Below are 23,033 nucleotides of genomic sequence, written 5' to 3' on the forward strand. Positions count from 1 at the left end.
TGCAGGAAGGCTTGTGGGATAGGCGCGCGCGCCTTAACTCGCCGCAACAATGGCTCAGCCTCCAATTCTTTCCTGGGAAAATCTCGGCCTCCAGCAGGGCGGCCGCTGGCTGTTCGGTGGCCCCAACCAGGACAATATCGACCTGCACATCGGCCCGCGCGATCGGCTGGCGCTGATCGGACGCAATGGCGTGGGCAAGTCCACATTGTTCCGCCTGATCGATAATCGGCTGGATGCCGACCAGGGGCAGCGCAAGGTGAAGCCTGGCACGCGGATCGTGGTGCTGGAGCAGGACCCCGACCTTACCGGCCACGCCACGCTGATGGACTTCGCGCTGGGCGGCGCACATCCGCCCGAACAGCACGAGGTAGAGGCCATCGCGGGCCAGCTTGGCATCGACATGAGCCGCGAGTCCAAGGGCGCAAGCGGGGGCGAGCGTCGCCGGGCGCAGATTGCCCGCGCGCTGGCGCAGGACCCCGACCTGTTGCTGATGGACGAGCCGACCAACCACCTCGATCTGGCCGCGATCGACTGGCTGGAAGGCTGGCTGGAGCGCTATACCGGCGCGTTCGTCGTCATCAGCCACGACCGCACGTTCCTGAAGCGGCTGACGCGCGCGACGCTGTGGCTCGACCGCGGGACCATGCGCCGCAAGGAAGTGGGCTTCGGCGGGTACGAGGCGTGGGAAGAACAGGTTTACGCCGAGGAAGCGCGCGCGGCGGAGAAGCTCGACGCGAAGCTGAAGCTGGAGGCGCACTGGCTCGAACGCGGCGTAACCGCGAGGCGCAAGCGCAACCAAGGCCGATTGGAAAAGCTGTGGCAGATGCGCGCCCAACGCGCGTCCATGATCGAAACCACCGGCACCGCCAAACTGAAGCTGGCGACCGAGCAGGACTTCAAGAGCAAGTCGGTCATCGTCGCGGACGGCATCTCCAAGTCCTTCTCTCTCCCCGATGGGGGCGAGCGCACGATCATCCGCGACTTCAGCCTGCGCATCCAGCGCGGTGACCGGATCGGGATCGTCGGATCGAACGGTGCGGGCAAGACCACGCTGCTCAAGATGCTGACCGGCGAGCTTGCGCCAGACAGCGGCACGGTGGAGATCGCCAAGACGCTGACCGGCGTAATGATCGACCAGCAGCGCAGCCTGCTGGGCGAAGGCAAGACCGTTCGGCAGGTGCTGGCCGAGGGCGGCGACTGGATCGACGTTCGCGGCGTTCGCAAGCATGTGCAGGGCTACCTCAAGGAGTTCCTGTTCGATCCCGGGCTCGTCGACACCAAAGTCGATATCCTTTCGGGCGGCGAACGCTCCCGTCTGCTGCTCGCCCGCGAGTTTGCCCGTGCGTCCAACCTGCTGGTGCTGGACGAGCCGACCAACGATCTCGACCTCGAAACGCTCGACCTGCTGCAAGAGGTGATCGCGGACTACGAGGGCACCGTGCTGATCGTCAGCCACGACCGCGACTTCCTCGACCGCACGGTCACCGTCACGCTCGGCCTCGACGGGTCGGGCAAGGTCGATGTGGTCGCGGGTGGGTACGAGGACTGGGTGGCCAAGCGCCGCCAGCCGGTGGTGGGCAAGAGCAAGCCGGCTACGAAGACCGCATCCCCGCCATCTCCGCCGCCACCGCGCGCCGACAAGCTCAGCTTCAAGGACCAGCGCGACTATGACTCCCTGCCCGAGAGGATCGAGGAGCTGGAGCTGGCGATTGCGCGGGGGGAGGAGATCCTCTCCGACCCCGAGCTGTATTCCAGGGACCCGCAGCGTTTCGCCAACATCATGAAGGGCATCGAGAACGCGCGGGGCGAGAAGGACGCGGCAGAGGAACGTTGGCTGGAATTGGCCGAACGGGTCGAGGCCGCTCAGTAAAGCAGCTTACGCTCATCCAGCACCCGATACACCGGCAGATCGAGCGTGGGCGCTTCATCGAAAGCGATGTTGATTGTAGCCTCGCGATAGCGGCGTGGGCCACCCACATCGTCCACGCCATTGATATGAAGGACGAAGCGCTTACCCTTCGGCAACCGAGCAACCACACCGGGCAGGTGCCGCCGCGTGATTTTGCCTTCCAGCACGGTCTCCGGAACATAGTGCACTTCCGCGATATCGCCACGAATATCGACCCGGATGTTGTCGGGATACGGCTGCGGCATACGCTGGTGCCATTCCACCGTTCGGTCATAGACCGGCTGCCAGCCATCGCCTTCGCGCCAGTTGCCGTGGTAACGGATGGTCTGCACCCAATCGGTCGCGGGATCGCCCGGCGGCTGGAAAGCCTCGATACGCGGCAATGCATTGCGCACCGCCCCCGGCCCCGCCCCGCGATGCGACTTGTTCCACTCTATGGAAATGCGTTGCAGGGCAATCATATGAACCGTGTGCTACCTGTTATGGTCGATCAGTAATGCCGGGCGCTGCCAAACTCCATCGCGATATCGCCGCATGCAGGATGTGCGAGAAAGCCCTCGGCTTCGCGCCCCGCCCGGTGGTGCAGTTCTCCGCAACCGCGCGCATCCTCATCATCGGGCAGGCACCGGGCAGCAAGGTCCATGCAAGCGGCATTCCGTGGGACGACAAGAGCGGCGAACGGCTGTGCGAGTGGACCGGGCTGAGCAACGAACAACTGCACGATCCCGCGCTCGTCGCGATCGTGCCGATGGGGTTCTGCTACCCTGGGAAAGCCAGCGGAGGCGACAAGCCGCCCCGCCCCGAATGCGCGCCGCTATGGCATGACCGCGTGCTGAGCCTGCTTCCCGAAGACCGGCTGACGCTGCTGGTCGGCACCTATGCCCAGAAGCGCTACCTGCCCGCCACCGCGAAGGACCGGATGGTTGAGCGGATCGCCCGGTGGCGGGAGTTCGGGAACACGATCCCCCTGCCCCACCCGTCCTGGCGATCCACCATGTTCATGCGCAAGCATCCCTGGTTCGAGACCGAAGTGGTCCCCGACCTGCAAAGGCGCGTGCGCGAGGCGCTGGACTAGCCCAGCCCCTCGTCCGCCATCGCCTTCTTTACCGCCTCGCGCTGCAAATGCCGCTCGCGGTACGATACCAGCGACTGCGGCAGGTCCACGCCGAACTTGTCCGCCCACAGCAGGGTGACGAACAGGTAGTTGTCCGCCACGCTCGGCGCATCTCCGACCAGCCATTCGCGACCATCCATCAGCGTTTCGGCCAGCTGATACTTCTTCGCGACGGTGTTCTTCGCCTTTTCCTTCGCATCACCCTCGGCCCCGCCGAACAACGGGCCGTAGGCCTTGTGAATCTCTGTCCCGATGAAGCCGATCCACTCGTGCAGGCGCCAATGCGCCTCACCATCGGGCAACGCGCCCATCTTCTGTGCGAGGAACGGGAGCACCGCCGCATTCTCCGTCACCAGACCGAACTCGTCCGTCTCGATCGCGGGCACGTATCCGCGTGGGCTGATCTGGTAGAAATCCTCGCCATTCTCGGTCTGATGCTTCGACAGGTCGACTCTGACCGTCTCGTGATCCAGCCCGCTTTCGATCAGCGCGATATGGCTGGCGAGGCTGCAGGCGCCGGGCGAATAGTAGAGCTTCATGGCTTGGCATCCTTCTTTTGTGAGGGGTTATCCAGACAATCCACGGCAATCCCATGCGATCCGAAGAGCGCGCTGACACACCTGACACAGTGTCCAGGGGGAGAAAAAATCACCCGCCTCAACCGATCCGATAGAAGTCCGCCACCCGTTCCAGCGCCAGCTTGAGTACCAGCTTGCCCGAGCGCGCCGGCCATTGCAGCGCACGTTCCGCTTGCGGCAGGCTCTCGCATGCGCACACCACCCGCCACAGCACATCGGAAAGCCCGCTGCCCGCCGTCGCCAGCGCGCCGTCGAACCGCTCCTTCGCCGCCATCTGCCGTTCCGTGGGCGAGAGCCCGGCATCGGGCCCACCCTTGATCCGCACCGGGTCCCACCGCATCGTGACCCAGGGGCTGAGTTGCGCCTTCTCGTAATCTGCCCGCAACCGTTCGCCCGCGTCGAACAGCCGGTCGCTCAGGTGCCCGCGTGCGTGGAGCCAGCTGAGCGGGCTCTCGGCGAGGTTGACGGTGACAGAGCGGCGGCGTGGCTTGGGCCCGCTGTCGGGTCCACGGCGCGGGCCTTCGCTGGTCAGTTCGCGCTCGACATATTCGCGTACCATCGTCGTTTTCTCCTCGTTCTCAAAGGGAGGTGGCTTGCCAAAACTGGTAAGTTGTAGGAAAGCATTTTCACCAATCCGGTGAATGGACCGACCCGATGATCAACCGCATCCGCGATATCCGGCGCCAGAAGGGGCTGACCCTCGCCGATCTGGCCGCTGCCTGTTCACCGCCGACCACCGCGCAGACGATCGGTCGGCTCGAAACGGGCACCCGCAACCTCTCGCTCAAATGGATGGAGAAAATCGGTGCCGCGCTGGGCGTCGATCCGGAGACGCTGGTCCGGTCCGAAGCCACCGCTACCGTGCCCGTCGTTGCCACGCTCGGCGAAGGCGGCGCCCAGGCGCTGGAGACAGTGCGCGAAGCCGTCCGCCCGACTGACATGGCGGCCACGCAGACGCGCATGGTGATCGAGGTGACCGACAGCACCGGGCCCTACCGCGCGGGCGACCAGCTATGGCTGCGACAGATCACGCCTGCGGAGGCTGGCCGCGCGCTCAACCGCGACGTGCTGGTGCCGCGCCGGGCCGGGCGTTTCGCATTCGGTCGGCTGGTCGACAGTGCACCGGGGCGCGTTGCCGTGCTGCCGGCGGAACAGGGACGCAAACAGGTGATCGTGGAAGACCCCGCCTGGATCGCGGTGGCAGAAACCCTGGTGCGCCCGCTTTGACCATGCGCGATCCCAAACGCCTCTTGTCGATCTCCACCTTGTACCCGAATGCGGCACGCCCGCGCTTCGGCAACTTCGTGTCGCAATCCTTGGAAGCGCTCGCCGCCCGGCCCGACTGGCACGTCACCGTCATCAATCCCATCGGTCTGCCACCCGTCGCGATGGGCGACTACCGCAAGCTGGCCAAGGCAGCCGTCGACCGGCAGTGCGAGGGGATGGAAGTCTATCGCCCGCGCTTCACGCTGATCCCGAAAATTGGCGGAAGGCTAAACCCGCGCATGATCGCGCGCACCGCGCTTCCTCTAGCGCGCAGGCTGCACGCGGCGCAGCCGTTCGACATGGTCGATGCGCAGTTCTTCTACCCCGACGGGCCCGCTGCGGCCGCCATCGCCAGCGTCCTCGGCCTCCCGCTGGCGATCAAGGGGCGTGGTTCGGACATCCATTACTGGGGCGCGCGGGCATTTGCGCGCTCCAAGATGCTCGACGCAGCGCGGCAATCGGCACGCCTGCTCGCCGTATCGGGCGCGCTGGCGGACGACATGGCTGCGCTGGGCATGGAGCGGGAGAAGATCGCGGTGCACTACACCGGGCTCGACCGCGACCGCTTCCGGCCGCTGCAGCACGAAGGCTTGCGCAGGATGCTGTCCGAACGGCTTTCGATATCGCTTGCCGAGCGCGAGCCGGTCCTGTGCACTATCGGCGCGCTGATCCCGTTGAAGGGGCAGGATCTGGTGCTTCAGGCCCTGGTGGAATTGCCCGAGGCCCGCCTGCTGATCGTCGGCCATGGACCGGACGAGGCACGGCTGCGGGTGCTGGCGGACGAACTTGGCGTTGCGCAGCGCGTCCACTTCCTCGGCTCGGTCGATCACGACGTCATGCCGCTGATCCTTTCGGCCTCGCAGGCAATGGTCCTGCCGTCTGCGCGCGAAGGGCTAGCGAATGCCTGGGTCGAGGCGCTTGCCTGCGGGACACCGATCGTCATCGGCGATGTCGGCGGCGCACGCGAGCTGGTCCGCGGACCGGAAGCCGGCCTGATCGTCGCGCGCGAACCCGGGTCGATTGCGGAAGCTGTGCGAATCCTGCTCGCTAACCCGCCCGATCCTGCCGATACGGCACAGGTCGTCGCCGGGTTCGGCTGGGCCGAACATGCCGAGGCGCTCGACCGGATCTATTCGGAAGTGATCGCGGCCTAGCCTGGCCGCTACCACCACAAAGACCGTCTCAGGCTTCGCCGCGGGCGATCTTTTCCTGCTGGTCCGCCTTGCCTTCCTGCGGCACGAAGCTGGTGCTGGTCACGCCCAGCCAGATCAGGATCGGCGCAGCCATGTAGATCGAGCTGTAGGTACCGACGAAAATCCCCAGCGTGATGGCGGCGACCATGCCGAACAGGCTCGCCGGGCCGAACAGCAGCAGCGGGATCAGCGCGATCAGCAGCGTCAACGAGGTCATGATCGTGCGGGCGAGCGTCTCGTTGACCGACAGGTCGAGCAGCTCGGGCAGCGGCATCTTGCGGAATTTCTTCAGGTTCTCACGGATACGGTCGTACACGACGATCGTGTCGTTCAGCGAATAGCCGATGATCGCCAGGATCGCCGCGATGATCTGGAGACTGAATTCCAGTTGCGTGATTGCGAAGAAGCCCATCGTCAGGGAAACGTCGTGGACCAGCGCGAACAGCGCGCCGACGCCGAACTGCCATTCGAAACGGACCCAGATGTAGATCGCAATTGCGGCCATCGCCGCCAGCAGCGCGTAGAGCGCGGCAGTGCGGAACTCGCCGGCAACCTTGCCCGACACGGTGTCGTTACCATCCTTGCGAACACCGGGATATTCGGCGCCGATTGCCGCAATCACCCTGTCGCCGATGGCGGTCGCGGCGCCCGGCGTGTCTTCGGTGCCTTCGGGCAGCGGAACGCGGATCGATACCTGATTGGGCTGCCCGAATTCCTGCACCACAGGCTCACCATATCCCAGACCGGCAACCAGCTCGCGCAGCTGCGGGATCGGCGCCTCGTCGCGCTGTTCGAAGGTCAGCTGGACTTCCTGACCACCGGCGAAGTCGACGCCGTAGTTCAGGCCCATCGTGAACACCGCGACCCAGCTCAGGATCATCAGCATCACGCTGACGATGTAGAACGGCACGCGCCATTTCAGGAACTTGATGTTGGTGTCGTCGGGAACGAGCTTGAGGAGTTTCATGATGTCTCTCGATGCCCCGTCAGATGTTGATTTCGCGGGGACGCTTGGCCTTCAGCCAGGCTGCAACCCACATGCGGGTCAGCGTCACGCCGGTGAAGACGCTGGTGAACAGGCCGATGATCAGGACGACCGCGAAACCGCGGATCGGGCCCGAGCCGAACAGGAACAGCAGCACCCCGGCGATGAAGTTGGTGATGTTGGCGTCGTAGATCGCGCGGCTCGCCTCGCGATATCCGTTCTCCACCGCCGTGACGACGCGCCGCCCTCGCTTGCGCTCTTCGCGAATACGTTCGTTGATCAGCACGTTGGCGTCGACCGCCGCACCGATGGTCAGCACGAAGCCGGCGATACCGGGCAGCGTCAGCGTGGTGTTGAGCACCGCCATGATGCCCAGGATCATGATCACGTTGATCACCAGCGCGCAGGTCGCATAGACGCCGAAGCGGCCGTAGGTGGCGATCATCAGCGCGATGACCAGCAGCGAACCGACGCCCATCGCGATCAGACCCGCCTTGATCGAGTCGGCGCCAAGGTCGGGCCCGACGGTGCGTTCCTCGACGATCGAGAGGTCCACCGGCAGCGCGCCCGACGACAGGCTGATCGCCAGCGCATTGGCACTGTCTGCGGTAAAGCTCCCTGCGATCTGCGCCCGGCCGCCGGTGATCGGCTCGTTGATATTCGGAGCCGACAGCACCTTGCCATCGAGGATCATGGCAAAAGGCTTGCCGACGTTCTGCGTCGTCAGCTGCGCGAACCGCTGCGATCCCTGCTGGTTGAACTGGATGTTGACGACGTTTTCATTGGTCTGCGGATCGACGCCCGCCTTCGCGCTGGTCAGGTTGTCGCCCTGGATGCCGCCGAGGCGACGCACCGCGATGCTGGTGCCTTCCTGCGGGGTACCGGCGGCGTAAGGCACGATCTCGCTGCCCGGAGGGGCGATCCCCTGCGCGACGTCGGACGGCAACGCATCCTGATCGACCAGTTTGAATTCGAGTTGAGCGGTCTGGCCCACCAGCTGCTTGAGCTGTTCGGGGTCCTGCAGGCCGGGAACCTGCACCACGATGCGCGTGTCGGCCTGTCGGATGATCGTCGGTTCGCGCGTGCCGAGTTTGTCGATTCGCTGGCGGATCACGTTGGTCGCGCTGTCCATCGCCTGCGACACGGCGGAATCGATCGCCTGCTGCGTCGGCGTCAGCACAACGCGATTGGTGTCGACGACCGACAGTTCCCACTCCCGCGTCAGGCCCTGGCCGTTCATCAGCGGAGTAAGGATTTCGCGCGTCCGGTCGATCTGGCTCGCATCGTCGAGCATGAAGGAGAGGCGCCCGTCGCGGGTCGATACGTCGCCGATGCGGATTTGCGGCTCGGCATTGCCGAGCGCGATCCGCACGTCTTCTTCCATGTTCTCCAGCCGTCGCGCGGCGACCTGGCTCGGCTGCGCTTCGAGCAGGATGTGGCTGCCCCCGGCAAGGTCGAGCCCCAGATTGACGGTCGGCTCCGGCAGATCGTCGGGCCAGGCGACCCCGGCCATCGAGAAGAACGAAGGAATGGCGCATGCCATCACCACAAGGGTGAGGCCCCACAGCCAAATCTTACGCCAGCGCGGAAATTCGAGCATCTGTCAGGCCTTCTTTCGCGCTCAGTCGTTGCTGGCTTTGGGCCCGATCACATCGCCGATCGTGCTCTTCACCGCCGTCACCCGCACATCGCGCGCAAGCTCGATATCGACCTCGTCGTCACGCACGGCGACGATCTTGCCGACGAGTCCGCCTGCGGTCACCACCCGGTTGCCTTTCTTGAGGCCGCCGATCTTTGCCTGATGGTCTTTCTGCCGCTTCATCTGCGGGCGGATGATCAGGAACCAGAAGATCAGGATCATGCCCACGAAGGGCAGGAATTGCATCCAGGCCGGGGGCGCTCCTGCGCTGGCCGCGGCGGTCATAAGGTCGAGCATGTGGGTTCGATTGCCTGTTTACGATCTGCCAGAAACGGCTGGTGGACGAGATGGAGTGGCGGGATGGCGAGTACAAGCTTTGCAGCAAAACCACGCGCAGACGCCGCCACGGCCCGTCATAACGGGCGCGCCTAGCAGCCTTGCGGGCCAAGGGCAATCGCGCGCGCAAAGCACGCTGCACTCGCTTGTCGCACCTCGGGCATTGCCAGCCGCGACGACCGTCCCTATAGGCCCCCTTCCACTGCTCGGGAAGTAGCGCAGCCTGGTAGCGCATCACACTGGGGGTGTGGGGGTCGCAGGTTCGAATCCTGTCTTCCCGACCAGTGGAATTCACCCTCCAAATCATCCACTTGCACCCGATCCCCCGGCGCATCCTGCGCTGTGGACTGGCATCGCGCGCCCGGGATGATCATATCCTGAGCGATATGACCAAACGCACCCTCGCCTCGCTTCACCCCGCCGTTCGCGACGATATTGCCGATCTCGTTACCCGCCGCCCCGTGCCGGGCGCGGGGCTCGATCAGGTCGATCCGTTCCTGTTCCTGAACCACCACGGGCCGCAGACCTACGCGCCGGGCAATAACGGCCTGCCCTTTGGCCCGCACCCACATCGCGGGTTCGAGACGGTTACCTTCATCCTCGAAGGCAACCTTGCCCACCACGATACGGGCGGCGGTGAGAGCATCGTCGAGGCGGGCGGCGTGCAATGGATGACTGCGGGCAAGGGGCTGACCCATGCCGAGCTGTCTCCCGATTCGTTCAAGCGCAGCGGCGGGCCGCTCGAAATTCTGCAATTGTGGGTCAACTTGCCCGCACGGCTGAAAATGACCGATCCCAACTACATTCCGGTTGCCCGCGAAGATATTCCCACCGTGGAACTGGCTTCGGGCGTTAAGATGCATCCGACATCGGGCATCGGCGGCGCACCTATCGAATCGCTGACGGGCGTGATGCTGGCGACCATCGAGATCGCGCCCGGTTCATCGGCCACCCTGCCCGCTCCCAAAGGCCGCAGCGTGCTGTTCTATACCGTGCGCGGCTCTGCGCGCGTGGGCGCAGACGAGGTGCCAGAGTATCACCTCGCGAAGCTGACCGACGGAGATGGCGTCGAGGTATCGAGCGAAGCAGGCTGCCTGCTGCTTTTCGGCCATGCAGACCCGATCGGAGAACCGGTCTTCGCGCACGGCCCCTTCGTCATGAACACGCGTGAGGAAATCGTGCAGGCGATCCGCGACCACCAGGCGGGGAAATTCTGAGGCAGGCGCAGCTCGACACCGCCACCACCCGAACGTGTGGGTTGCACGTCCCGGTAAGGGGTCTTAGCGGGTGGGCATGGCTGCCATCACCATCAACCGCGTCGCAAACGACACCAAGGGCCTTTATGTTGCGCAGGTCGAGGGGTTCGACGAGGTCGGCGAGCTGACTTTCTCGCGCGCCAGCCCCACCCTTGTCATTGTGGACCATACCGGCGTGCCGGACAGTCTGCGCGGTCAGGGCGTGGGCAAGGCACTGGCAGAGCGCGTCGTCGCCGATGCACGCGCCGAAGGCTTCCGCATCGTGCCTCTGTGCCCCTTCTTCAAGGCGCAGGCGATGCGGCACCCCGACTGGGCCGACGTCGTTCAATAGACCGATCGATCTCCCCTCGCGAGGGGATCGGCCGCCACTAATCCACTTGCAGCGATGTGTCTTTTGCCAATCCCGGAAGAGGGAGAGGCCGGATGGCCTGCGCCATCCGTTGCTGACGCCAGCTGAGGTCGCTCGCCGCCCACCGCAAATAGAAAAACGGCGCGGAAGGTTTCCCACCCGCGCCGTTCTCTTATCCCGTCAGGTGTTCGCGATCAGAAGCCCGCGCGCACCGTGATCCCGTAGGTCCGCGGCTCGGCCAGATAGGCCGAATAGGTCTGCTGCTCGGCCACGAAGGGCGTGTTGAACGCGACCTGGGTGTAATCCTCGTCGAAGAGGTTCTGGCCCCACACTTCGACCGCCCACTTTTCGTCCGGGCCACGGATGCCGATACGCCCGTTGACCACGACAACAGCGTCCTGTTCCTTGCCGTACAGCAGGTCGGAGCCGGTGTTGTAATCGCTGGTCATCCGGGTGTTCAGGTAGAACAGCCCGCTAAGGCCGCTGTTGCCGATCGGCGGGGTGTAGGAAACCGCCGCGGTCGCGGTGATCTCCGGCGCATTCGACAGGTTGTCACCCGGAAGCAGACGCAGCGCCGGATCGAGCGGTGCGCCCGTGTCGTTGCCGATCAGATTGTTCTCGTACCGGGTGTCGGCGTAGGTCAGGCCGAAATTGGTGGTGAAGAAGCGCGCGGGCCGCAGGCTCAGCTCGGCCTCGACACCCTTGGCGACCACGCCGGGGCGCACGTCGTCCGGGTTGCACGAGCCGGTAGTCGCGTTGTTGTCGCGATCCGCCCCGTTGAGCGAAGTGGCACACGAGTTGAAGTTCTGGACCACGTACACCGATCCGTTGAAGGTGTTCAGCTGGAAGTTCGAGAACTCCTGGTAGAACGCGGCAACCGACAGCGTCCAGTCGCGGCCATCGTACTTGCCGCCGATTTCGAACGCATCGACCGTTTCCTGGCCGAACTGGAGGTTGTCCGTCGATCCGGTGACCGCCGGGTTCCCGACGACCGGGCTCGCCTGCAGTGCCGAACGGTCGAGGTTGAAGCCGCCCGCCTTGTAACCGCGCGAATAGCTGGCGTAGGTCAGCAGACGGTCGACCGGCTTGAACGAGATGATCGCGGTGCCGGTGAATTCGTCTTCACTGCGGCTGTCGGACAGCGACACGCCGTTCAGTTCGGACGTGCTGTTGCCCTGACAGGTCAGCGAAACCAGGCCGCCGCCCAGGCCCTGCAGCGTGGGCCGCAGGTTGGCCGGATACAGCGCGAGAATGGCCGGGTTCAGGAAGGTGGCCGCCTGCAATGCGCGTTGCTGCGGGCAGAACGTGTTGTCATTGCCGAAGGTCGCATCGAAATCCTTGGTTTCGCTGGTGTAGCGCAGGCCAAGGGTCAGGTTGAGCCGGTCGGTGAGGTTTATGATGTTGTGGGTGAAAAGCGCCCAGTTGTTGCTCTCCTGATTGTAGACGTCCCTCGTACTGCCGACATCGTTGACCTGCGAAAGCAGATCGAGGCCGTTAAAGAACTGTCCCGTGAGCGGGCCGAGCGCACCCGCACCGCCATTTGCCGCGAGCAGCGCCGCACGGCCGCCCGCGCTCAGACAGCCGGTGCTGGTGGGCGAGGCAAGCGCGGGGTTGACCGCATTGACCAGGCGGCAAGGCGCAAACGCGCCGTATTGCGTGCCGAAACGCAGATTGTCGCGCGTTTCCAGCTTCTCGTTGGCGAAATAACCGCCGACCAGCCAGTCGAGCGTGCCGTTGAAGGCTTCGCCCTGAAGACGAAGTTCCTGGCTGAAGGTCTTGAATTCACGCGCACCTGCGTCGGGGCCCGGCGCACGATAGAGAATGTCGACCTGGGTATAGTCGGTGTCCGACGCCTGGAAGTTCGAATAGTCGCGGTAGCCGGTGATCGAGGTCAGCTGCGCGCCGCCGAAATCCCAGTTGAGTTCGAGGCCGACGCCATAATCCTCGGTCTCGCCCGCATAGGTCCGGCCCTGGCTGACATAGATGTCGCGGTTGAAGGTGGACTGGTTCAGCGCGTTCGGGTTCTGGCCGAGCGCCAGCAGCACCGGGATGATCGGGTTTGCGGTGCTGGTCAGCGCCGGGGTCGCCGTGCCGGGATAGTCGAACTTGGCATCTGCCGAGAGCGGCGAAACGTCGTCAGCAAGGCGCGCCAGCGGCGCAAAGCTCGGCTGCACGAAGGTTGCGCCGCAGCACGCTTCGTCCTTCTTCGAATAGTCGCCGACGAGGCGCACGGAAAGCGTGTCGCTCGGCTCGAAGAGCATCTGGGCACGCACGAGGTAGCGGTCGCGATTGTTCACGTCCGTGTCGTTGACGACGTCGTTGTAGAAGCCGTCACGCTTGAAATACACGCCATCGATGCGCGCCGCGACCGTTTCGCCAAGCGGCGCATTGATCCCGGCCTCGACCTTGATCGCATCGTAGTTGCCGTAAGTGAACGCGCCGTAGCCGCTGAAATCGAATTCGGGCGGCGCGGTGTAGATGTTGATCAGGCCGGCCGAGCTGTTGCGACCGCCGAGCGTGCCCTGCGGGCCGCGCAGCACTTCGACGCGCTCGATCGGACCGAGTTCGCTGAGCGCGTTACCCGAACGCGAGCGATAGACGCCGTCGACGAACACCGCGACCGAGCTTTCGAGGCCGGGGTTGTCGCCCACGGTGCCGATGCCGCGGATGCGGGCGGAGCCATTGGCTTCGTTACCGGTCGAGGACACCAGCAGGGACGGTGCGACCTGGCTCATTTCGCGAATGTCGGCGGCACCGGAATTGCGCAGCTCCTCGCCGGAAACGACGTTTACCGCGACCGGAACATCGGTCAGTTCCTGCGTACGGCCCTGAGCGGTGACGACGATGACCGAGCCGTCGTCGAGCTGGTCTTCCATGTCGCTGACGGCGCTCTGGGGATCGGTCGTCTGGTCCTGCGCAAACAGGGCCGCCTGCGGAAAAGCGAGGCTGCCGGCAAGTGCGCCAAGCGCTATCGTGCGTTTGTAAGTGGCTTTCATCGATCTCCCAATCTTTAAAAATTACATTTCATCGCAGGAGATCGGCGCAGCGGGCCAGACCGACGCGCGCGTCGACCGGCAATCTGTCGTGCCGTGGCGGCGCGGGCTTCGTTGTCATCCCGTCGCCGCCGGGGCATGCCTACTCCCAAGCCCGCGCATTTTGCGCGCCTTGCATCAATATTACAAGATACGCACACACGCCGCGAGCGGACTGTTGCGCTTGCGTAACACTGCACAAGCGGCGCTAGCTTTCCGTAACGTCAGTATCCCTTCATCGCCGCATAACGATCGCGCAGATGGCTGCTCGATCCCCAGGCAGCTTCCAGAACGCGGGCGCGCTTGAGGAAGAACCCGACGTCGTATTCGTCGGTCATCCCGATACCGCCGTGCAGCTGAACGCCCTCGCGGCTGATCAGGTGCAGCGCATCGTTGGCACGCGCCTTCGCCAGCGTGGCCGCCTCGCTCACCGCGAAGCCGCTGTCGATCGCCTGCAACCCGCCTTCGACCGCAGAGCGTGCCAGCTCCAGCTCGGTGAAGAGGTCAGCCATGCGGTGCTGCAACGCCTGGAACGAGCTGAGCACCTGATTGAACTGCACGCGCTGCTTCAGGTAATCGAGCGTTGTGTCGAACACCGCCTGGCACATGCCGAGCATCTCGGCAGCGGTCAGGACGCACGCACGGTCAACGATTTTCTGCGCCAGATCATCGCCCCCCACGGCCAGCTTCTGGGCGGGCGCATCGTTGAAGTCGATCTCCGCATGGTCGCGCATGTCGACCATCGCGCGCTTGGACAGCGAAATGCCCTTGCCCTTCTCGACCAGATAGACCCCGTCCTGAGCCAGAACGACGAACAGGTCGGCGCGGCTGGCTTCGTGCACGAAAGCCTTGGTCCCGGTCAGCCGCCCGTCGTGAACGCTGGTGCTGGCCTTCAGCCCGGTGTGGCGCGGGCCTTCGTCGAAGGCGAGCGTGCCGATCAGCTCGCCCGTGGCGAGGCGCGGCAGGTATTCGGCCTTCTGTTCGTCACTACCACCCAGCACGATCGCCGATGCGGCGAGTGCGGAGGCGACCAGCGGGCTCGCCGCGAGCGATTTGCCCAGTTCCTCGATCACCAGGCCAAGGCTCAGCCAGCCGAAATCGGTGCCGCCGTGCTCTTCGGGGATGATGATCCCCGCCCAGCCCATCTCGCCCATCTCGCCCCAGGCATCGGCGTCGAACGGCTGGCCCGCGTCGCGCACCTTGCGCCAGGCACCCACCGGATGTTCGTTCTTCGTCCACTCGCGCGCCATGTCGCGCAGCATTTCCTGCTCTTCGTTCAGTACGGCCATGTCTCGGCGCTCCCTTACTGGTGATCCAGCATCCCGAGGATGCGCTTGGCGATGATGTTGTTCTGGATTTCGGTCGACCCGCCGTAGATCGTGGTCGCCTTGCCGAAGAGCCAGGCGCGCACGCCGTCCAGCTCCTTCTGCTCGAAGCCTTCGCCTTCCCAGCCGAGACCGCGATAGCCCATGATCTCGATCATCAGTTCGGCGCGTTCCTGCCCCAGCTTGGTCCCCGATTTCTTGAGGATGGAGCTGATGTCGGACACACCGCCAGCCGCCTTGCTTTCCTCCATCGCGCGGCGCGCGGTCAGCAGGAAGGCGTTCCAGCGCATTTCGAAATCGGCGATCTTCACGCGCAGCTCTGCGTCGGCCAGCTTGCCGTCGTCGCCCAGCCCGATGTAGCGTTCCGCAACTTTGTGCAGCGGCTGCGCGTTCAGCGCGGCGAGCGCGCCGCCGCCCGAAAGGTTGGTCCGCTCGTGCTGCAGCAGCTTCTTGCCGATGGTCCAGCCCTGACCTTCCTCGCCGACGAGGTTCTCCTTGGGCACTTGCACATCGGTGAAGAAGGTTTCGCAGAACGGGCTCATGCCCGAAATCATCTTGATCGGCTTCACCTCGACGCCGGGCGCATGCATGTCGATCAACAGGAACGAGATGCCCTTGTGCTTGTCCGCGCGGCTGGTGCGCACGAGGCAGAAGCACTTGTCCGCCCACTGGCCGCCGCTGGTCCAGGTCTTCTGCCCGTTGACCAGGTAATGGTCGCCCTTGTCCTCCGCCATCGTCTGCAGATTGGCGAGGTCGGAGCCGGCGTTGGGTTCCGAATAGCCCTGGCACCAGCGGATTTCGCCCTTGCAGATCGGCGGGATATGCTCGTGCTTCTGTTCCTCGCTCGCGAATTCGAGCAGCGTGGGGCCGAGCATCATCACGCCCATGCCGCCGATCGGGTTCCATGCGCCGACCTTGGCCATTTCCTCTTCGAGCGCGCGGGCCTGCTTACGGGTCAGCCCGCCGCCGCCGTACTCCTTGGGCCAGGTAGGCGTGCCCCACCCCTTCTCGCCCATCGCGACGCGCCAGGCCTTTTCGGCGGAGCCTTCTTCGCCCGCCTCTTCGACGCTGCTGAGGATATTGCTTTTGCCGCGCAGTTCGGGCGGAAAATTCGCTGCCAGGAATGCCCGCACTTCTTCGCGGAAGGCATCCAGATCGCTGGACCCGGTGTTATTTTGGGCGTCTGCTTCGGCGGCACTCGCCATGGTATCTCTCCCATACCGTTCGATTTGTGAAGCCGAACCTAGGCGTGACCTTACGCGTGCGTAAAGTGGATTCTTCGCACCCGAGGAACCCGTAGCGTTAGGTCTGTCGGAGACTATTGCGCTGGATCGCCCGCAGAGCCGTTGAGCAGCGTGTCTTCGAAGTACATCCGCAATGCCTCGGTCGACGAGCCTGCGCCAAGCTTGGAGAGCATGTTGGCGCGGTGAATCTCGACCGTACGCGGGCTGATCCCGAGATCCATGCCGATCGTCTAGTTCGAACGCCCCGCCGCCATGTGTTCGAGCACTTCGCCCTCGCGCGGGGAAAGGGCACGCAGCCGAGTGCGCGCTTCGGCGGCACGGCGACGCGCGGTCGCGTATTCGGACCGGCCCTGGCCAAGCTGCGACAGGCTGCGCGCAAGTTCTACGATGTCGATTGGGAGCGCGAAGTAGTCATAGCCCCCGCTGCGCATGAAGGCGACGACCCTGCGCAACTCAGGGCGAGAGGAATATCCGATCACTGCGAGCCATTTGCCGTCGCTGCACAGGCGTTCCCTGACCGAAAGGGCGTCCAGCCGCTCGTCCGCAACGAACACCGCATAGCCCTCGTCCCCACCGAACGACAGGAATTCCCGCACGCTCTCGAAAGGTTCGGCCTGAAGCCCCGCGCCCGCCAGCGAACTCAAAACCTGCGGCCGCAATGTGTCGTCCGGCTCGATCAGTCCCACTTTGCCCCGCATACCCACCGTGTCCCCGTTGCCGTGGCCACCCCTGACCACGCGACAGAGCATCCGCGTTCATGCGGCTCGCAGAAATACGAGGTACTACCAATGTGGAGCAATTACTGTTGCTTGTCCGGGGCCGCCCAGCAAATCGCCTAGGTATCTGCCCGCGGGCGAGAGCATCCGTTTCGGGTGCGAATCCCCCCCGCATGCCCGATCGCCATCTGGCAATGCATAAGGAAGGAGTTCGCTGGCAAACTCGGCGAACCTTAAAAACTTGGAAAGCACTCGCGCGCTAGGGTGCAGTTCATGCAAGGCTCTCGCTCCCAAGCAAGCGCATCGACAGATCGCCGCACCCACGTGAATGGGATGCGCATAGCGCGCATCGGGGGTTCGTCCGACATGCCGGTGCTGGTGACGGGTGGAGCAGGCTATATCGGCAGCCACGCGGTTCATGCACTGCGCGATGCGGGCCGCCCCGTCGCAGTGATCGACAATCTTTCGACCGGCTTTCGCTTCGCCGTTCCCGACGACGTCCCCTTCTACCATGGCGACATTGCCGATCGTGCCCTGCTGATGCGGATATTCGCCGAACAGGGAATGGGCGAAGGCACCGGCGCAATCATGCATTTTGCCGGATCGATCATCGTGCCCGAGTCGGTCGAAAAGCCGCTCTGGTACTACGACAACAACACCGCAAAGAGCCGCAGCCTGATCGAGACGGCCGTTATCTCGGGCGTGCCGCATTTCCTGTTCAGCTCCACCGCCGCGACCTACGGCGTTCCGGACACCACGACCGTCACCGAACAGTCGCCGACGGTGCCGATCAATCCGTACGGCTGGTCGAAACTGATGACCGAGCAGATGCTGGCCGACGCCGCCAATGCGCATCCGCTCAATTTCTGCGCCTTGCGTTACTTCAATGTTGCCGGGGCCGATCCCCGCACGCGCACCGGGCAGTCGACCGCAGGCGCCACGCATCTCATAAAGGTCGCGGTCGAAGCCGCGCTGGGCAAGCGCGACTGCGTCAGCGTGTTCGGCACCGATTACGAAACGCCCGACGGCACGGGCGTGCGCGACTACATCCACGTCAGCGATCTGGCGGCGGCGCATGTGCTCGCGCTCGACGCGCTGATCGCCGAGCCGGGCCATTCGCTGACGATGAATTGCGGCTACGGGCGCGGGTTCTCGGTGCTCGAAGTGCTCGATGCGGTGGACCGGGTGGCGGGCAGCCGGATCGAACGGATTTACTCCGAGCGGCGCTCGGGCGACCCGGCTGCACTGGTCGCGGACAGCGCCCTGCTGCGCGCCACCGTGCCGTGGGCCCCGCGCTACGACAGTCTGGACACGATCGTCGAGCACGCGCTGGCATGGGAAGAACGCCTCCCCGCCGTCCGCCAGTCCGCCGCCTGACGTCGGGCGAAGCGCTGTCCCCCCCTCGCCCACCGGCGCTGCAATTCTTCGACCAGTCGCATAGTCGCTCCGATCTGCGTCATTAGGCGCGCCATTGCATTGTGTTAGCTTCCCGACATCAAAGGGGAGTCGAATACCAATGCTCGAACTGCAGAATGTCACGCATGTCTATCCCAACGGCGTGCGCGCGCTCGACGATGTGACGCTGTTGATCCCGAAGGGCATGTTCGGCCTGCTCGGCCCCAATGGCGCGGGCAAGTCCACTCTGATGCGCACCGTCGCGACATTGCAGACGCCCAGTTCGGGCACCATCCGCTTTGGTGACATCGACGTGCTCGAAAATCCTGAGGAACTGCGCAAGCAGCTTGGTTATCTGCCGCAGGATTTCGGCGTCTATCCGCGCGTGTCTGCCTACGACATGCTCGACCACATGGCTGTTCTCAAAGGCATCTCCTCCACCTCGGATCGCAAGGCGACGGTCGAGACGCTGCTCAATCAGGTCAATCTGTGGGGCGTGCGCAAAAAGGCGATCGCGGGCTTTTCCGGCGGGATGCGCCAGCGCTTCGGCATTGCGCAGGCGCTGATCGGCAACCCCAACCTGATCATCGTCGACGAGCCGACCGCCGGGCTCGACCCCGAAGAGCGCAACCGCTTCCTCAACCTGCTGGCCGAGATCGGCGAGAACGTGGTGGTGATCCTCTCCACCCATATCGTGGAGGATGTCGCCGACCTGTGCCCGCGCATGGCGGTGCTGATCGACGGGAAGATCAGCCTTCAGGGCGCGCCGAAGGAGCTGATCGACAAGGCACGCGGCACCGTGTGGGCCAAGACGATCGACCGCAGCGAACTCGACGAGATGCGCGCGAAGTACGAGGTCATCTCGACCCGCCTGTTCGCGGGGCAGACGATCATCCACGTCCTGTCCGACGGCGCGCCGGAGCCAGGCTTCCGCACGGTGGAAGGGGGGCTGGAGGATGTCTATTTCTCCGCGCTCGCGACCTCGCGCCGTCCCGTTGCCGACATCGCCGCGTAAGGGGGCCTGACAATGTTCGGCAAGATTGCCCGCTTCGAGCTCAGCTACCAGCTGCGCAACCCCGTGTTCTGGGTCGCGACTATCATCTTCTTCCTGCTGACCTTCGGCGCGATGGCGAGCGACAACATCACCATCGGCGGTGGCGGCAACGTCAACCTGAACTCGCCGGTCGCGATCGTGCAGATGCACCTGATCCTGACGCTGTTCTTCATGTTCGTCACCACGGCCTTCGTCGCCAATGTGATCGTGCGGGACGAGGAAAGCGGCTTCGGCCCGCTGATCCGATCCACCCAGGTGAGCAAGTTCAGCTACCTCTTCGGGCGCTTCACCGGCGCGTTCATCGCCGCCGCGCTCGCTTTTCTGGTGGTGCCGCTGGGCATCTTCATCGGTTCGTTAATGCCGTGGCTCGACCCCGAGACGATCGGGGCCAACCACTTCAGCTACTACGCCGTTGCCTATGTCGTGTTCGCCTTGCCGAGCATCTTCATGGTCAGCGCGCTGTTCTTCGCCGTCGCCACCATCACTCGCTCGATGATGTACACCTACATCGCGGTGGTGCTGTTCCTGGTGCTGTATGCCACGCTGATGTCGGTGGTGGGCACGCAGCCCGAATTTCGCGATCTGGCAAGCCTGGTCGAGCCTTTCGGACTGGCTGCCTTCGCCAACGCGACGCGATACTGGACCGCTGCGGAATCGAACACGCTGGTCCCGCCCATCTACGGCGTGTTGCTCGCCAATCGGGCGATCTGGCTGGGTGTCGCGTTTCTCGCGCTGGCGCTCGCCTACTGGCGGTTCCGCTTTGCCAGTAAGGCGATCTCTGCGCGCAAGGCCCGCAAGGCTGCGAAGAAAGAGGCGAAGCTCGCCCGCAAGGAGCCGACGCTGGTCGACACCCTGCCGGAACCCACGCCCGACAAGGCAGGCTGGGCGCGGATGTGGGCGCGAACGAAGTTCGAAATGGGTCAGGTCCTGCGCAGCCCCGCGTTCTTCGTGCTGCTCCTGATCGGACTGTTCAACGCCTTCGGCGGCTTGTGGTTCGGCAACGATATCTACGGCACGCCCGCGCGCCCGATGACCTTCGCGATGATCGGCCCGCTGATGGGCTCATTCGCGATTATCCCGGTCATCATCGCAATCTATTATGGCGGCGAGCTGGTCTGGCGGGATCGTGAACGCAAGTTTCACGAGATCATCGATTCCACCTCGGTCCCCGGCTGGTCCTACCTCGTGCCAAAGACCATCGCGGTCTCGTTCGTACTCATCGCCACCCTGCTGATTTCCGTTGTCGGTGCGATGCTGATCCAGCTGATGCGCGGCTACACCGATCTCGAGATCGGCAAGTATCTCGCCTGGTATGTCCTGCCGCTGTCGGTGGACATGATCCTGATCGCGATCCTGTCGATCTTCGTCCAGGCGCTCAGCCCCAACAAGTTCGTCGGCTGGGGCGTCATGGTGCTGTACCTCATCGGTACCATCGTGATGAGCAGCCTCGGCTTCGAGCATCCGCTGTACATGTATGGCGATACCGGCAGCATGCAGATTTCCGACATCAACGGTGCCAATGTCGGCTGGTCGACCGGCTGGTGGCTGCGGTTGTATTGGGGTGCGATCGCGCTCGCGCTTGCCGTGCTCGCCCACCTGCTGTGGAGACGCGGAGCGGACGGCGCACTATTGCCGCGCCTCAAGCGGCTGCCCCGGCGGCTCGCCTCCCCCTCGGGCGCGATCCTCGCCTCCGCGCTGCTCGTCGCAGCGCTGACCGGCAGCTACATCTATTACCAGATGAACGTCGTGAACGAATACCGCACCAACGACGATAACGAGGCCGCGCTGGCCGCGTACGAGAAGAAGTACCTCAAGTACGAAACCCTGCCGCAGCCAACCGCGACCGATGTGAAGATGCAGGTCGATCTCTATCCCGACGACAAGCGGATGGAGGCCCGCGGACGTGTGGCCTTCGTCAACGATACCGGCAAGCCGCTGGAACAGCTGCACCTTCGCATGGCCGATCCGGATTCGGAAATCCGCGACATCGAAGTCCCCGGCGCGAAGCTGGCGATGAACGATAAGGAAAACCGTTACCGCATCTATCGCTTCGACACCCCGCTGGCCCCGGGGGCGAAGAGCGCGTTCACCTTCGCCACCCGGCGCTGGCAGCGAGGAATGCGCGCCAGTGGCGACGATACACGGATGGTGAAGAACGGCGCGTTCCTCGAAAACAGCTCGTTCATGCCGCAGATCGGGATGGACCGTTCCGGCCTGCTGAGCGACCGGGCGACCCGCCGCAAGTACGACCTGCCCGCCGAGCTGCGGATGGCCAAGCTTGAGGACGAAAGCGCGCGCAATCGCAATTATGTAAGCAATGCGCCGTGGGTCACCTCCGACATCACGCTCTCGACCGTGGCGGGCCAGACCCCGATCGCACCGGGACGGCGCGTTTCGGACACGGTCGAGGGAGACCGGCGCGTCGCGCGCTTCGTCTCGAAGCAGCCGATCCTCGGCTTCTTCTCTGTCCAGTCGGCCGATTACGAGGTCGCAAGGCGCCAGCACGGCGGCGTGACGCTGGAAATCTATTACAACCCCGGCCACGACTTCAATGTGGAGCGGATGCTCGACGCGATGGAAGCCGCGCTGGATTATTATCAGGCGCACTTCGGCCCGTACCAGTTCGACTATGCGCGGATTGTCGAGTTTCCGGGTTATGCAAGCTTTGCGCAGGCCTTCGCCGGGACGATCCCCTTCTCCGAATCGATCGGCTTTATCGCCGACAATGCCGATGCGGAGAACATCGACTACGTAACCTACGTCACCGCGCACGAGCTGGGCCACCAGTATTGGGCGCACCAGCTGATCAGCTCCGACCAGCAGGGCAGCACCATGCTCGTCGAGACCATGGCGCAGTATTCCGCGCTGATGGTGATGAAGCAGCTGTATGGCGAGGATAACATTCGCCGCTTCCTGAAATACGAGCTGGACAATTACCTTTCCGCACGCGGCAGCGAAGCGATCGAGGAACTGCCGCTCGAACGGGTCGAGAACCAGGGCTACATCCATTACCGCAAGGGCGGCGTGGTCATGTACCTGCTGCAGGATCGTCTGGGCGAAGACCGCGTGAACGAGATGCTGGCCGGGCTGCTCGACAAATACCGCTTCAAGGGTGCGCCCTACGCCAATGCGAACGATCTTGTCGGCGGGTTCATGTCACTCGCGCGGAACGAGAGCGAACGCGAGCTGGTGACCGACCTGCTCAAGCGGATCACGCTGTACGATCTGAAGGTCGACAATGCCAAGGTCCGCAAGCTGGCCGACGGCAGGTTCGAAACGCAGATCGAAGTCGATGCGGACAAGTTCTACGCCGATGGCGAAGGGCGCGAGCGCAAGGCCCTGCTGAAGGACTCGATCGAGATCGGCCTGTTCACGCAAAAGCCGGGGCTGGGCGCGTTCGACAAGGGCGACGTGATCTCGATGAAGCGCTATCCGATCCGCTCGGGCAGTCAGGACATCACCGTCGTCACGAAGACGCGCCCCGCCTTCGTCGGCATCGATCCCTACAACAAATATATCGACCGCAACTCCGACGATAACATCGTCGCCACCGAATAGGGGGCGTCGCAGACCCCGCCTGAAGCCGGGCCTGCGTCAGCTAACAGTGCTTGGTGGGTAAATGCGGGACGCGGCCGGTTCTAC

At 64.2% G+C, this 23,033-nt stretch carries 20 protein-coding genes and 1 tRNA gene; 10 read left to right on the plus strand and 11 right to left on the minus strand.

The window, feature by feature from the left end; genetic code table 11:
- Positions 1 to 49 precede the first annotated feature (49 nt).
- Entirely contained in the window at positions 50 to 1,870 is a 1,821-nt protein-coding gene (locus AAG591_RS11025; protein WP_342531333.1) for an ABC-F family ATP-binding cassette domain-containing protein, read from the plus strand.
- On the opposite strand, the gene AAG591_RS11030 is transcribed toward AAG591_RS11025, so the two are convergent.
- Entirely contained in the window at positions 1,864 to 2,370 is a 507-nt protein-coding gene (locus tag AAG591_RS11030) for a hypothetical protein (RefSeq protein ID WP_342531334.1), read from the minus strand. The genes AAG591_RS11025 and AAG591_RS11030 overlap by 7 nt on opposite strands.
- A gap of 80 nt (positions 2,371 to 2,450) precedes the next feature.
- Here AAG591_RS11030 and AAG591_RS11035 point away from each other — a divergent pair, with 80 nt between their 5' ends.
- On the plus strand, positions 2,451 to 2,984 hold the full coding sequence (locus tag AAG591_RS11035; protein ID WP_342531335.1) for a uracil-DNA glycosylase family protein: 534 nt from the start codon (positions 2,451 to 2,453) through the stop codon (positions 2,982 to 2,984).
- Here AAG591_RS11035 and AAG591_RS11040 read toward each other — a convergent pair.
- Together AAG591_RS11040 and AAG591_RS11045 are read right to left on the minus strand one after the other, a co-directional pair.
- Positions 2,981 to 3,562 (minus strand): glutathione binding-like protein, encoded by a 582-nt coding sequence (locus AAG591_RS11040; protein WP_342531336.1) that lies wholly within the window; start codon positions 3,560 to 3,562, stop codon positions 2,981 to 2,983. The two genes, AAG591_RS11035 and AAG591_RS11040, sit on opposite strands and share 4 nt — an antisense overlap.
- Positions 3,563 to 3,680: 118 nt before the next feature.
- Complete coding sequence (locus tag AAG591_RS11045) at positions 3,681 to 4,160, minus strand: DUF6456 domain-containing protein (RefSeq protein WP_342531337.1); 480 nt, start codon at positions 4,158 to 4,160, stop codon at positions 3,681 to 3,683.
- Between the two features lie 95 nt (positions 4,161 to 4,255).
- Between AAG591_RS11045 and AAG591_RS11050 the strand changes: the two genes are divergently transcribed.
- Both AAG591_RS11050 and AAG591_RS11055 read left to right on the plus strand, forming a co-directional pair.
- A complete protein-coding gene (locus tag AAG591_RS11050; protein WP_342531338.1) occupies positions 4,256 to 4,828 on the plus strand; it encodes a helix-turn-helix domain-containing protein in 573 nt (190 codons plus the stop codon).
- A 2-nt stretch (positions 4,829 to 4,830) separates the two neighbouring features.
- The gene (locus AAG591_RS11055) at positions 4,831 to 6,021 is read left to right on the plus strand and encodes a glycosyltransferase (RefSeq protein ID WP_342531339.1); all 1,191 of its coding nucleotides are present in this window, start codon (positions 4,831 to 4,833) and stop codon (positions 6,019 to 6,021) included.
- 28 nt (positions 6,022 to 6,049) lie between these two features.
- On the opposite strand, the gene secF is transcribed toward AAG591_RS11055, so the two are convergent.
- From secF to yajC, 3 genes are read right to left on the minus strand one after another with little or no spacing between them, the layout of a single operon-like run.
- Positions 6,050 to 7,027, minus strand: coding sequence for a protein translocase subunit SecF (secF, locus tag AAG591_RS11060; RefSeq protein ID WP_342531340.1), 978 nt, complete (start codon positions 7,025 to 7,027; stop codon positions 6,050 to 6,052).
- 19 nt (positions 7,028 to 7,046) lie between these two features.
- Positions 7,047 to 8,645 carry a protein translocase subunit SecD gene (gene secD, locus AAG591_RS11065; protein ID WP_342531341.1) on the minus strand — a complete coding sequence of 533 codons (1,599 nt, stop codon included), beginning with the start codon at positions 8,643 to 8,645 and terminating at the stop codon, positions 7,047 to 7,049.
- Between the two features lie 21 nt (positions 8,646 to 8,666).
- Positions 8,667 to 8,981, minus strand: a complete 315-nt coding sequence (yajC, locus tag AAG591_RS11070; RefSeq protein WP_342531342.1) for a preprotein translocase subunit YajC — start codon at positions 8,979 to 8,981, stop codon at positions 8,667 to 8,669.
- A gap of 246 nt (positions 8,982 to 9,227) precedes the next feature.
- Between yajC and AAG591_RS11075 the strand changes: the two genes are divergently transcribed.
- From AAG591_RS11075 to AAG591_RS11085, 3 genes are all read left to right on the plus strand, one after another.
- Positions 9,228 to 9,304: transfer RNA gene (locus AAG591_RS11075), tRNA-Pro, on the plus strand.
- Positions 9,305 to 9,406: 102 nt separating this feature from the next.
- The gene (locus AAG591_RS11080) at positions 9,407 to 10,237 is read left to right on the plus strand and encodes a pirin family protein (RefSeq protein ID WP_342531343.1); all 831 of its coding nucleotides are present in this window, start codon (positions 9,407 to 9,409) and stop codon (positions 10,235 to 10,237) included.
- Positions 10,238 to 10,313: 76 nt separating this feature from the next.
- Positions 10,314 to 10,607: a GNAT family N-acetyltransferase gene (locus tag AAG591_RS11085; RefSeq protein ID WP_342531345.1), complete on the plus strand. Its 294-nt coding sequence runs from the start codon at positions 10,314 to 10,316 to the stop codon at positions 10,605 to 10,607.
- Positions 10,608 to 10,819: 212 nt separating this feature from the next.
- Here AAG591_RS11085 and AAG591_RS11090 read toward each other — a convergent pair whose 3' ends face one another.
- From AAG591_RS11090 to AAG591_RS11110, 5 genes are all read right to left on the minus strand, one after another.
- Positions 10,820 to 13,621, minus strand: a complete 2,802-nt coding sequence (locus tag AAG591_RS11090; RefSeq protein WP_342531346.1) for a TonB-dependent receptor — start codon at positions 13,619 to 13,621, stop codon at positions 10,820 to 10,822.
- Positions 13,622 to 13,881: 260 nt separating this feature from the next.
- Complete coding sequence (locus tag AAG591_RS11095; RefSeq protein WP_342531347.1) at positions 13,882 to 14,946, minus strand: acyl-CoA dehydrogenase family protein; 1,065 nt, start codon at positions 14,944 to 14,946, stop codon at positions 13,882 to 13,884.
- Between the two features lie 14 nt (positions 14,947 to 14,960).
- Positions 14,961 to 16,187 (minus strand): acyl-CoA dehydrogenase family protein, encoded by a 1,227-nt coding sequence (locus AAG591_RS11100; RefSeq protein ID WP_342531348.1) that lies wholly within the window; start codon positions 16,185 to 16,187, stop codon positions 14,961 to 14,963.
- A 113-nt stretch (positions 16,188 to 16,300) separates the two neighbouring features.
- Entirely contained in the window at positions 16,301 to 16,447 is a 147-nt protein-coding gene (locus AAG591_RS11105; RefSeq protein ID WP_342531350.1) for a LuxR C-terminal-related transcriptional regulator, read from the minus strand.
- A 9-nt stretch (positions 16,448 to 16,456) separates the two neighbouring features.
- A complete protein-coding gene (locus AAG591_RS11110; RefSeq protein ID WP_342531352.1) occupies positions 16,457 to 16,924 on the minus strand; it encodes a response regulator transcription factor in 468 nt (155 codons plus the stop codon).
- 351 nt (positions 16,925 to 17,275) lie between these two features.
- Between AAG591_RS11110 and galE the strand changes: the two genes are divergently transcribed.
- The 3 genes from galE (at position 17,276) to AAG591_RS11125 (ending at position 22,949) form a co-directional block, all read left to right on the plus strand.
- A complete protein-coding gene (galE, locus tag AAG591_RS11115; protein WP_342531355.1) occupies positions 17,276 to 18,319 on the plus strand; it encodes a UDP-glucose 4-epimerase GalE in 1,044 nt (347 codons plus the stop codon).
- A 139-nt stretch (positions 18,320 to 18,458) separates the two neighbouring features.
- Entirely contained in the window at positions 18,459 to 19,352 is an 894-nt protein-coding gene (locus tag AAG591_RS11120) for an ABC transporter ATP-binding protein (protein WP_342531356.1), read from the plus strand.
- Between the two features lie 12 nt (positions 19,353 to 19,364).
- Positions 19,365 to 22,949 carry an ABC transporter permease/M1 family aminopeptidase gene (locus AAG591_RS11125; protein ID WP_342531357.1) on the plus strand — a complete coding sequence of 1,195 codons (3,585 nt, stop codon included), beginning with the start codon at positions 19,365 to 19,367 and terminating at the stop codon, positions 22,947 to 22,949.
- The last annotated feature ends 84 nt before the right edge of the window (positions 22,950 to 23,033 follow it).

This window comes from Citromicrobium bathyomarinum (genome assembly GCF_038594485.1).
GTDB classification, from domain to species: Bacteria; Pseudomonadota; Alphaproteobacteria; order Sphingomonadales; family Sphingomonadaceae; genus Alteriqipengyuania; species Alteriqipengyuania bathyomarina_A.